We start from the raw sequence: 11,153 nt of genomic DNA on the forward strand, positions 1-11,153 counted from the left end.
AACGGGTATGCATTGTACATTTATGAACATATAAAATTATAAATATGAAAAACGCTGCTTAATCGGTGAGTCTGATTTAACTGACGATACGTTAAACGTTTTATCCGCAATGATTTGATCATTTAACGTTATAGTCATATGCCACGGGCCACATTTATCATCAATCGGAGCCCAAATAGTATCACCCAGATAAAAACTCCAATCATTATTGGTAACATGCATTTCTCCAGTAAATGCAGAGCAAACACTCCCATCAGCATCATATATACCTGGATGTTCGATACAATAGTAAGCTTTTTGTCCGCGTGCATTTTTTACATTAATGATAAATCCAAATTCAATATCAATTTGAGCAGGGATATTAGTCGTAAATTCAAGCACTTTTGGTAAAGCTTTAGATTTGGCTTCCCATTTAGAATGAATACCATAGGTTTGCATCTTAATCACCGGCTTTTTCTTGGCCATATTTTCTACTCATCAATAATTATTCAGTAAATTATAGCCAAAAAAGAACCTATAAAATAGATACTTGTATGGAAAAAATAGCAAAGTCCCGAACCATTATTCTAGGCTGAAATAATTAATAACGGGTATCGATAGCTAGGGTATGCAGTGCTTAGTCCGATCATAATTGGAAGCAGTCAAATCATTCGCCGCTATCTACTACACTAAAAGAAGCTGCCAACGACAGAGGCTACTCACTTTGATATTCAAATAGGCTATTGTCACCAAAGCCCTAAATGAAAAAATCTCTGCTAACGTCAGTCAACAGGGATTGTTATGAATATAATGTAAGCTTGTCGATGGGTTGACATGGCACATAACCTATCGCTACCGCTATACCACCAGGGTATGCAGAGCTTAGCCCGATCATAAGACGATGCTGTCACATCATTCGCCCTACTATCGCATAAAAGGCAGGCCGCTGCGTGGTGCTTTATTTATCTCCTGCTCAAGCTGGGCATCACCACCAAAGCCCTAAACGAAAAAAACCCTGTAGACAGAGTCTACAGGGTTTTTCCTGAATACTATGCAAGCTTGACGGTGGAACGGTCTTCGCAGAGCTCCTCCACTCGTAAACCTTGCCTATCGGCAAACTCACCCTACTTTCTACGTAGGTCATAAATCAACAGAATCAAAAAAGCCCCACCGGAACTAACCAGTGGGGCTATTTTAAATTATACCAAAGGAATTTAATTGGTGATCTAATGTGATATTATGCATTTACCATTAATTGCTCGATTATCATATGAATAATATTTCCAAAATAAAAATTCCATACACAAATAATGCTAGCCTTAAACTGCGCTATTTGGCTGTGCAAAAGTTCCATGATGGTCACTCTAGAACATCCATTGCTAAGATATTGAATGTAAGTCGTCGATTAGTTAACGAATGGATAACAAAATATCTATCGGGTGGATTTGATGCGTTAGCATTAAAGAAAGCTACTGGTCAGCCTTCTCGTTTAAGTAATGAGCAAAAATCTCAATTAAAAGAATACGTAATAAGTCATGCTGTCAAAGCGCAGGGAGGTCGTTTAATGGGTAAAGACATTCAAAAATATATCCAAGACACCTTTAATGTAAATTACTGTGTAAGAAATATTTACCGTTTAATGAAAGAGCTAGGTATCGTTTGGATAACTTCTCGTTCGAAGCACCCAAAGCAAGACTTGGCAGCCCAAGAAGCGTTTAAAAAAAATTGTAATTGAATCGATCATCATAATTCCTGGCCACGTTACGCTAGATGAAGTAGATATTTGGTTTGAAGATGAAGCGCGGTTTGGGCAACAAAATACAACGACTCGAATATGGACGGNTCATCATAATTCCTGGCCACGTTACGCTAGATGAAGTAGATATTTGGTTTGAAGATGAAGCGCTGTTTGTCCATCGACAGGCCAAACAGAAGCATTAATTAGTCCAATATTGAGTATGGAGATGATGGAAAAACATCTTCAACAAATATCAGATGCAACACCTGCTGGAAGGCACGCACTTGTTATTATGGATTGTGCTAGTTGGCATTCAATCAAACTAAATAGTCAATTTAAGAATTTATCAATCATGCATCTCCCTCCTTATTCTCCCGAGCTTAATCCTATTGAATAGGTTTGGGCTTGGTTAAGAGCAAATGACTTAGGAAACTTCGCATTTAAAAATTATGAAGATATTGTTGATCAAGTAAGTCGGGCCTGGAATAACTTTAGGCATCAAATTGATCATGTAAAATCTCTTTGTAAAAGAGACTGGGCGAATCTGATCATAAATTAAATTCTTTTGGTATAATAAGCAAATTAACGGTATGTTTTTTTTGCATAAAAAAAGAGAGCCTTAGTATCACTGAGGCTCTCTTTTAATTATTATTTGAATCTAAGTTTAAATAACTTTTATGCTATTAAGCCTGTAGCAAATCAGCTAACTGCTTATCTAGTTTTATTTGGTCTAGTGTGAAATTACGAATACCTTCTGATAACTTTTCAGTTGCCATCGCATCTTCATTTAATAACCATCTAAATTCACTTTCAGTTAATGGGGTCACATCCTGTTTAGGTGCGTTTTTATCACTTAGCATTTGTTGTATTGGCTCGTTTCTACTTTGTAATACTGCCATTAGATCTGGACTAATGGTTAAACGATCACAGCCTGCTAGTGCTAATACTTCTTCAACACTTCTAAAGCTTGCGCCCATTACCACTGTGTCGTAACCCTGTTGTTTATAATAATTATAAATTTCAGTAACGGAAATAACACCAGGATCTTCATCTGCAGGGTAAGACTCTTTACCTGTTTGCTTTTTATACCAGTCCAGAATACGGCCTACAAAAGGAGAGATTAGGTATACGCCAGCTTCCGCACAGGCTTGCGCTTGAGCAAAGCTAAATAATAGAGTGAGGTTACAATTAATTCCCTCTTTTTCAAGTATTTCAGCTGCTTTTATACCTTCCCAAGTGGCAGCTAATTTAATTAGAATGCGATCGTTTTGAATACCTGCTTGGTTATATAAAGCAATTAATTTACGGGCTTTTAAAATCGATGCTTCTGTATCAAATGAAAGGCGAGAATCCACTTCTGTAGAGATTCTTCCTGGAATAATTTTAAGCACTTCTAAACCGATTAAAACCGATAATTTATCGCTAGCATCAATCGTCTGTTGTTGGATATCTTGTGATTGTTGTTTAGCCCATTCTGTTGCTTGTTGTAATAAACCTTGATATTGGCTTAGTGAAGCTGCTTTTAATAATAAAGATGGGTTAGTGGTTGCATCTTGTGGCTGATATTCTTTAATCGCTTGAACATCACCTGTATCAGCGACTACTGTCGACATTTCTTTGAGTTGTAATAATTGGTTAGTCATAAATTTTCCCGTTAATGTTGGTGACCGTTTTATTAATATCAATCTTCCTATTGTTAAGCAAGCATCATTTCTGTTTATTTTTGTGCTGATAAGTTTCAAAAAAAATATCGTGAAGCGGCTCTCTTTTTTTGCCATCAATACGTGCAATTTATTTATTAACGTTTAAATTTCACTCATCGAAACGATTGCGCAAACGTTTCGTTGGTAAGTGAAGTTATATTCATTGCGTGTTTTTAAAACAAATATTAATTGTCTTGAGGTTCTAAAATGAAAAAATCAGCACTGTTAAATGCAAAATTATCTTATTGCATTGCCTCATTAGGGCATTTTGATGAAATAACAATATGCGATGCGGGTTTACCTATTCCAAAGCAACCTGTGCGTATTGATCTTGCTTTAACGCATGGCGTACCTGCATTTATCGATACCGTTGCTGTTGTGCTCAGCGAGATGCAAATAACAGGGGTGATATTGGCTGAAGAATTAAAAAAAGTGAGTCCAGAATTGCATCTGCAATTGTTAGATTTAATTAAAAAAGAGCAAGTGTCTGGACATCACATCGATATTACCTATATCAGTCACCAAGCATTTAAAGACCGCACTATTGAAAGTAAAGCAGTGGTTCGTACTGGAGAATGTACACCTTATGCCAATGTTATTTTTCAATCCGGTGTAGTTTTTTAGTCGTGAGGATAAAAATGAAACAGCCAATATTACAACTTAATAATATCAATAAGTCCTTTCCGGGGGTGAAAGCGCTGGATGGGGCTTGCCTAAACGTGTATCCCGGACAAGTAATGGCTTTGTTGGGCGAAAATGGGGCGGGAAAATCGACCTTGATGAAAGTGATCACTGGGATTTATTCTCTGGATGAAGGTGAAATTCGCTATCAAGATAAAGTGGTTAGTTTTAATGGGCCTAGAGAGTCACAAAAGGCTGGTATTAGTATCATTCATCAAGAGTTAAATCTGTTACCTGAATTGACAATTGCAGAAAATATATTTTTAGGGCGTGAAGTAACTAATCGCTTTGGGGCAATTAACTGGTCACTTATGTTTGAGCAAGCAGATCTACTACTGAAGCGATTAAAGGTAAAACACAAATCATCTACTCCTCTTAATGAGTTAAGTTTAGGTGAGCAGCAAATGGTCGAAATTGCTAAGGCTTTATCCTTTGAATCTAAAGTAATCATTATGGATGAGCCTACTGATGCGTTGACGGACAGTGAAGTTGATTCATTATTTGTGGTGATCAATGAACTGCGTGATGAAGGTTATGGCATTGTTTATATCTCTCACCGTTTGAAAGAAATTTTTGAAGTTTGTGATGACATTACCGTATTACGCGATGGAAAGTTTATTGCGGAAAAAACAGTTGCGTCGATGGATGAAGATACCTTAATTGAATTAATGGTAGGGCGCCGATTAGATGAGCAATATCCTCGTATTGCAAGTACTCACGGTACTGTTTGTTTAGAAGTGAAAGAGCTATATGCGAAAGCCACACATGGCGTTAGTTTTACTTTAAACCATGGTGAAATTTTAGGTGTTTCAGGGTTGATGGGCGCAGGTCGTACAGAATTAATGAAAGTAATTTATGGCGCACTCGCTCGTGAATCAGGGGATATCATTCTGAATGGCCAAGTGATTAATCCTAGTTCTTCATTACAAGCATTGAACCATGGCATTGCTTATATTTCAGAAGATCGTAAAGGTGATGGATTGGTTTTAGGGTTGTCAGTTAAAGATAATATGTCTTTATGTGCACTCAAAGATTTATCTAAAGGCTGGCAATTAGATCATCAAGCGGAAGCAACATCGGTTAATGATTTTATTCGTTTATTCAACATTAAAACGCCTTCAATGAATCAAATTATTGGTAATTTATCCGGTGGTAATCAGCAAAAAGTTGCGATTGCTAAAGGATTGATGACTAAACCTAAAGTATTGATTTTAGATGAACCGACACGTGGTGTTGATGTAGGAGCTAAAAAAGAGATTTACCAACTGATTAATAAATTTAAAGCGGAAGGCATGAGCATCATTCTCGTGTCATCTGAAATGCCTGAAGTACTAGGGATGAGTGACCGCATTTTAGTGATGCATCAAGGTCAAATAAGTGGTGAATTTAGCGCCAAAGAAGCCGATCAAGAAAAACTAATGGCTTGTGCCGTTGGTAAAAATAACAACGAGGTAGCAGCATGAGTTCAAATATTACAAGTTCAGGAACATCGAAAAGGCACTTTCTGAGTAAAGAATGGTTGATCGAGCAAAAGTCACTGATTGCATTAATTGTATTAATAGCCGTTGTATCAGTGCTCAATGAATACTTTTTTACGATTGATAATATTCTTAATATTTTACGTCAAACTTCAGTTATTGCTATTTTAGCTGCAGGAATGACATTGGTTATTTTAACCGCAGGCATTGACCTAAGTGTAGGCTCTATCCTAGCGCTATGTGGCGCATTTGCGGCTAGTATGATCAGCTTAGAGATCCCTGTGCTGATTGCAGTACCTGTCTCTTTATTAGGTGGTGCAGTATTAGGCTCTATGGCAGGTCTTATTATTTCTAAAGGTAAAGTTCAGGCTTTTATTGCTACGTTGGTAATGATGACATTATTACGTGGTGTGACCATGGTTTATACCGATGGTCGTCCAATTTCAACGGGATTCACCGATGTTGCAGATAGCTTTGCATGGTTTGGTACTGGCTACATGTTTGGCATTCCTGTACCAGTTTGGTTAATGATTTTTGTTTTTGCAGGGATCTGGTATCTATTAAATCACACGCGTTTTGGACGTTATGTTTATGCTTTGGGCGGTAATGAGTCAGCGACAAAATTATCGGGCATTAATGTTGACCGTATCAAGATCGGTGTGTACTCCATCTGTGGTTTATTATCAGCACTTGCCGGCATTATTATCACTTCTCGTTTGTCATCGGCACAGCCAACCGCGGGCATGGGCTATGAATTAGATGCGATTGCTGCCGTTGTGGTAGGTGGAACAAGTCTAGCCGGCGGTAGAGGTTACATCATGGGGACTTTGATCGGTGCATTGATTATTGGTGTTTTAAATAATGCCTTAAATCTATTAGATGTATCTTCATACTTCCAAATGATAGTAAAAGCAGCCGTTATTTTGTTAGCCGTATTAGTCGATAACAAAAATAAATAAACACTCAACAGTAACAGGTAATAAATAACAAACAATCAATAACAATTGATAAACAATCACTAATAGATAACAAGTTATGTAAATTTACATTAATTTATTTTTTAAAACCAAGAAAAGGAATGTTCAATGAAAAAGTTAACTACATTAATTTCAGCCGCTGTTATTTCAGCTACTTTTAATGCTGGTGCAGCAGCACAAGATACGATTGCGATGGTGGTTTCAACACTTAATAATCCATTCTTTGTGACCATGAAAGAAGGTGCAGAGAAAAAAGCAAAAGAGCTAGATTACAAATTGATTGTGCTTGATTCACAAAATGATCCAAGTAAAGAGCTAGCAAATGTTGAAGATTTATTAGTACGTGGTGTGAAAGCGATTTTGATCAATCCAACGGATTCTGATGCTGTATCTAATGCGGTACGTATGGCGAATAAAGCCAATACACCAGTGTTTACCTTAGATAGAGCAGCAAATAACGGTGAAGTCGTTAGCCATATTGCTTCTGATAATGTTGCCGGTGGTGAGATGGCGGGTAAATATATCAGTGAAAAAATTGGTAAAGATGCAAAAATTGTTCAACTTGAAGGTATTGCCGGTACTTCTGCTGCACGTGAACGTGGTGAAGGTTTCATGAAAGCAGTTAAGAGTGAAAATATGCAATTATTGGCAAGTCAACCAGCTGATTTTGACCGTACTAAAGGGTTAAATGTTATGGAAAACTTACTTTCATCACAACCACAAACTCAAGCTGTATTTGCGCAAAATGATGAAATGGCATTAGGTGCATTCCGTGCTGTACAAGCTTCAGGTAAAGACATCTTAATCGTTGGTTTTGATGGCACTGAAGATGGTATCGCAGCCGTTAAGCGTGGTCTTTTAGGTGCAACAATTGCACAACAACCATCGCTAATTGGTGAAATAGGTGTTGAATCAGCTGTTGCAGTTTTAACGGGTAAAACCGTTGCTAAAAGCATTCCTGTACCATTAATGATGATTGTAAAATAATTTATAGAGAGGTTACGTAAAGTGACCTCTCTTGTTTACACTTATTTAGAATTTAAATTTATTAGTCTCTATTTATTAATATGTTATGTATATTGGCTTAGTAGGCTAATTTTATGTAACCCATCTCAAAAGGTATTCTTATGCGTCAACTAACAGTACTAGGCAGTGTTAATGCAGATCATGTTCTGAGGGTTGGTAGCTTTCCCCGTCCAGGCGAAACATTACATGGGCAAGGTTATTCTGTTATTGCCGGTGGTAAAGGAGCAAACCAAGCGGTTGCTGCTGCTCGTCTAGGGGCAAATGTTAGCTTTATTGCCTGTGTAGGAGACGATAGTTTTGGTCTTAATATCCGACAAGAGTTCGAAAAAGACGGTATTAATATTGATGCAGTCATGATTGAAAAGGATACGCCAACTGGGATTGCGATGATTCAGGTTGCAGCTACGGGAGAAAACAGCATTTGTATTTCTGCTGAAGCAAATGCATGTTTAACACCACAGCGTATTGCTGCGCATACTCGCATTATCGAGCAGGCTGATATGTTGCTATTACAACTAGAAGTGCCAATGGAAAGCATCGAATATGCCGCTGAAATTGCAAATAAATCCGGTACTACTGTTATTCTTAATCCTGCGCCAGCTCAGCACCTCAGTGATAAATTATTAAAACTGATTGATATTATTACGCCAAATGAAACAGAAGCTGAAATATTGACTGGTATTAAGGTGTTTGATGCACAATCCGCCCAACTAGCCGCAGATGCGCTGCACAAAAAACAAATTAAAACCGTATTGATTACTTTAGGTAGTCAAGGGGTGTGGTTAAGTAAAGAGGGTGAAGGTTCACAGATTATGGGTTATAAAGTTGATGCGGTTGATACAACAGCGGCAGGAGATACCTTTAATGGGGCTTTTTTAACGGCATTGTTAGAAGATAAAAGTTTAAATGAAGCGGTACAATTCGCCCATGCCGCCGCTGCCATTACTGTGACCGGTCAAGGTGCTCAATCCTCTATTCCATATCGTAAAGATGTGACTGAGTTCTTAACTGAAAGAAAATAGCTGCAATAGCATAACTGTAAGGAAATAAATAAAACAATGGCCACTATTAAAGATGTAGCAAAGCATGCCCAAGTTTCTACTTCCACTGTGAGTCATGTATTAAATAAGACTCGTTATGTTAGTGAAGCTGTTACCGAAAAAGTGTTAACCGCCGTTGAGGCATTAAATTACGCTCCCTCTGCGCTGGCTCGTAGCTTAAAGTTAAAAAATACGCATACTTTTGGTATGTTAGTGACGACTTCAATCAACCCTTTTTTTGCTGAAGTAGTAAAAGGGGTGGAGCGTCGTTGTTATGAGCAAGGGTACAATTTATTGTTATGTAATACCGAGGGAGATTTTGACCGGCTGCGATTTAATATTGATATGTTACTGCAAAAAAGAGTAGATGGATTATTGCTAATGAGTGATGAATTAGTGAACCAAAATATAGATATTTTTGCGCGACATAAGCCCGTACCCACAGTCGTTATGGACTCAGGTGAAACACACTTTCCCGCTGATAAAATTCAAGACAACTCCTACCGTGGTGGTTATATTGCAACTCAGTACCTGATTAAGCAGGGCCATACTAATATTGGCTGTATCCATGGTCCGCTAGATAAACCTACGGCAAAGAAACGTTACGCTGGTTTTAAACAGGCAATGTTGGATGCAAACCTAATTATTAATGATCACTGGATTGTACCGGCAAACTTTGAATGTGAAGGTGGTGCGGTTGCTTTTAAAGCTTTATATGCGCAAGGAGCTCTGCCAACGGCATTATTTGTGTGTAACGATATGATGGCAATGGGGGTGATTAATATGGCTAACGAGTTAGGATTATCAATTCCTGATGATTTGTCTATTATTGGATACGATGACATTAAAATAGCGCGCTATATGAGCCCCTCGCTCACCACCATCCATCAGTCTAAGTTTCATCTTGGTCAGCAAGCATTTGATACTTTATTAGATAAAATACAAACTCAGCGAGATACTGATTTAGAGATCCAGCTTGAACCCACTTTAGTTGAAAGATCCAGCGTGATACCTAATAGACAAAATACCTGATATTATTTTTTACCAAAGTAATTTAGCGTTATCACATATAAATGATAAACAATAAAAAAGCCCATTATGATGAACTGACCCCAAATAGTTGGACAACCAATTACTGAGGGTCTTTTTTTATGTCCAAATATAGTCGTGAGTTAAAACTCATCATCGCAAAAGAATGCCTAGGTGGTAAGTCATCTAGGAAACTAGCAAATGAATTTACAATATCCTCTCGACAGATTCGATATTGGACTTCGGTTTTCGCAATTCATGGGACAAACGCATTCTTACCTACTTCTCATGGTTGTAATGCAAAAACAAAACTTCAAGCATTAAAATTAATGTGGACAAATGACTGGTCGCTCACTCACACTAGTGCTGTATTAAATTTGTCTTCACCCGGCTCTCTTTCTGTATGGCTAAAAACATATAATGAGGCTGGGCTTAGAGGACTTGAATGTTCCTCACTCGGGAGACCTCCTATGAAACCACAACCAAATACTCCTGCAAAGCCAAATAATGAAATGACACTTGAAGAACTAAAAGAAGAGCTTGCTTATCTACGAGCAGAGAATGCTGTTTTAAAAAAGTTGGAAGAGCTGGAACAGACAAAACGCCGTCAAATAAAGAAAAAGCGTTAGTTGTTTTAGCTCTCAAAGATAAGCATGCTTTGAAGCACCTCCTTCAAGCCACTCACTTGGCAAAGAGTGTGTTTTATTATCAAGTTAACGCAGGCAAAAAAATGGATGCTTATAGTCTTGAATTAGATCTTATTAAGACGATTTACCATGAGCATAAAGGCCGTTATGGCTATCGTCGTATTCACCTAGCGCTTAGAAGGCAAGGAGTTATGCTAAACCATAAGACGGTACAAAGACTGATGTCGCAATTAAACTTAAAATCGACAGTAAGACCCAAAAAATACAGCTCTTATAAGGGAGGTGTAGGGAAAACAGCACCTAATGTTCTTAAGCGAGACTTTAAAGCAACAAGACCAGATGAAAAATGGGTAACCGATGTAACTGAATTTAAGGTTAAAGATCAGAGAGTCTATTTGTCACCAGTTGTTGACCTATTTACCCAAGAAGTAATCGCTTATAAGATCGCTAAAAATGCTCGTTTACCATTAGTCACAGATATGTTGAAAGATGCTCTCGATAATTTGAGCAAGAACTCAAAACCCATCGTACATAGCGATCAAGGCTGGCAGTATCGGCACAAAGCATACCAAAAACAGCTTGCAGATTGTGGGCTTACACAAAGTATGTCCAGAAAAGGGAATTGCTTAGATAATGCAGTAGCTGAAAACTTTTTTGGATTATTAAAAACAGAAATGTATCATAGGCAAAACTTCAAAGATGCCGATGAACTGATAGAAAAGCTCGACGAATATATCGAGTATTACAATAAAAAAAGGATAAAGGTCAAATTAAAAGGCCTGACTCCGATAGAGTATCGAATCCAGGCCTTACAAGCCGCCTAACTAAAATGTCCAACTATTGGGGGTCAGTTCA

General features: G+C 37.8%; 10 protein-coding genes and 2 pseudogenes. 10 read left to right on the plus strand and 2 right to left on the minus strand.

Going from position 1 to position 11,153, the window contains the following annotated elements:
- Positions 1 to 36: 36 nt before the first annotated feature.
- Positions 37 to 465 carry a DUF3859 domain-containing protein gene (locus tag GQR44_RS07340; RefSeq protein ID WP_166370771.1) on the minus strand — a complete coding sequence of 143 codons (429 nt, stop codon included), beginning with the start codon at positions 463 to 465 and terminating at the stop codon, positions 37 to 39.
- A gap of 784 nt (positions 466 to 1,249) precedes the next feature.
- On the opposite strand from GQR44_RS07340, the gene GQR44_RS07345 reads away from it, so the two are divergent.
- Positions 1,250 to 1,714, plus strand: coding sequence for a winged helix-turn-helix domain-containing protein (locus tag GQR44_RS07345; protein ID WP_166370773.1), 465 nt, complete (start codon positions 1,250 to 1,252; stop codon positions 1,712 to 1,714).
- A 181-nt stretch (positions 1,715 to 1,895) separates the two neighbouring features.
- Positions 1,896 to 2,114: pseudogene (locus GQR44_RS07350) on the plus strand (transposase); the annotation flags it as partial.
- 286 nt (positions 2,115 to 2,400) lie between these two features.
- Here GQR44_RS07350 and tal read toward each other — a convergent pair.
- A complete protein-coding gene (gene tal / locus GQR44_RS07355) occupies positions 2,401 to 3,360 on the minus strand; it encodes a transaldolase (RefSeq protein ID WP_166370775.1) in 960 nt (319 codons plus the stop codon).
- Between the two features lie 267 nt (positions 3,361 to 3,627).
- On the opposite strand from tal, the gene rbsD reads away from it, so the two are divergent.
- The 8 genes and pseudogenes from rbsD to GQR44_RS07395 form a co-directional block, all read left to right on the plus strand.
- Positions 3,628 to 4,044, plus strand: a complete 417-nt coding sequence (gene rbsD / locus GQR44_RS07360) for a D-ribose pyranase (protein ID WP_166370777.1) — start codon at positions 3,628 to 3,630, stop codon at positions 4,042 to 4,044.
- 14 nt (positions 4,045 to 4,058) lie between these two features.
- On the plus strand, positions 4,059 to 5,564 hold the full coding sequence (gene rbsA, locus GQR44_RS07365) for a ribose ABC transporter ATP-binding protein RbsA (protein WP_166370779.1): 1,506 nt from the start codon (positions 4,059 to 4,061) through the stop codon (positions 5,562 to 5,564).
- The gene (rbsC, locus tag GQR44_RS07370; RefSeq protein WP_166370781.1) at positions 5,561 to 6,538 is read left to right on the plus strand and encodes a ribose ABC transporter permease; all 978 of its coding nucleotides are present in this window, start codon (positions 5,561 to 5,563) and stop codon (positions 6,536 to 6,538) included. The genes rbsA and rbsC overlap by 4 nt, the downstream gene beginning before the upstream one ends.
- A 126-nt stretch (positions 6,539 to 6,664) precedes the next feature.
- Entirely contained in the window at positions 6,665 to 7,543 is an 879-nt protein-coding gene (gene rbsB / locus GQR44_RS07375; RefSeq protein ID WP_166370783.1) for a ribose ABC transporter substrate-binding protein RbsB, read from the plus strand.
- Positions 7,544 to 7,683: 140 nt separating this feature from the next.
- On the plus strand, positions 7,684 to 8,604 hold the full coding sequence (rbsK, locus tag GQR44_RS07380; RefSeq protein ID WP_166370785.1) for a ribokinase: 921 nt from the start codon (positions 7,684 to 7,686) through the stop codon (positions 8,602 to 8,604).
- Between the two features lie 36 nt (positions 8,605 to 8,640).
- Entirely contained in the window at positions 8,641 to 9,654 is a 1,014-nt protein-coding gene (locus tag GQR44_RS07385; RefSeq protein ID WP_166370787.1) for a substrate-binding domain-containing protein, read from the plus strand.
- A gap of 119 nt (positions 9,655 to 9,773) precedes the next feature.
- Positions 9,774 to 10,280, plus strand: coding sequence for a helix-turn-helix domain-containing protein (locus GQR44_RS07390; protein WP_166370789.1), 507 nt, complete (start codon positions 9,774 to 9,776; stop codon positions 10,278 to 10,280).
- A pseudogene (locus GQR44_RS07395) lies at positions 10,280 to 11,122 on the plus strand (IS3 family transposase); the annotation flags it as partial. The gene GQR44_RS07390 and the pseudogene GQR44_RS07395, both read left to right, overlap by 1 nt.
- Between the last annotated feature and the right edge of the window lie 31 nt (positions 11,123 to 11,153).

Origin of the sequence: Psychromonas sp. SA13A, from assembly GCF_011378715.1 — a bacterium.
In the GTDB taxonomy this organism is placed as follows: Bacteria; Pseudomonadota; Gammaproteobacteria; order Enterobacterales; family Psychromonadaceae; genus Psychromonas.

Excerpts from the sequence above, each read along its gene's own strand:
- GQR44_RS07340 (WP_166370771.1), bottom strand. The coding sequence starts at position 465 with ATGGCCAAGAAAAAGCCGGTGATTAAGATGCAAACCTATGGTATTCAT.
- GQR44_RS07345 (WP_166370773.1), top strand. The coding sequence starts at position 1,250 with ATGAATAATATTTCCAAAATAAAAATTCCATACACAAATAATGCTAGC.
- tal (WP_166370775.1), bottom strand. The coding sequence starts at position 3,360 with ATGACTAACCAATTATTACAACTCAAAGAAATGTCGACAGTAGTCGCT.
- rbsD (WP_166370777.1), top strand. The coding sequence starts at position 3,628 with ATGAAAAAATCAGCACTGTTAAATGCAAAATTATCTTATTGCATTGCC.
- rbsA (WP_166370779.1), top strand. The coding sequence starts at position 4,059 with ATGAAACAGCCAATATTACAACTTAATAATATCAATAAGTCCTTTCCG.
- rbsC (WP_166370781.1), top strand. The coding sequence starts at position 5,561 with ATGAGTTCAAATATTACAAGTTCAGGAACATCGAAAAGGCACTTTCTG.
- rbsB (WP_166370783.1), top strand. The coding sequence starts at position 6,665 with ATGAAAAAGTTAACTACATTAATTTCAGCCGCTGTTATTTCAGCTACT.
- rbsK (WP_166370785.1), top strand. The coding sequence starts at position 7,684 with ATGCGTCAACTAACAGTACTAGGCAGTGTTAATGCAGATCATGTTCTG.
- GQR44_RS07385 (WP_166370787.1), top strand. The coding sequence starts at position 8,641 with ATGGCCACTATTAAAGATGTAGCAAAGCATGCCCAAGTTTCTACTTCC.
- GQR44_RS07390 (WP_166370789.1), top strand. The coding sequence starts at position 9,774 with ATGTCCAAATATAGTCGTGAGTTAAAACTCATCATCGCAAAAGAATGC.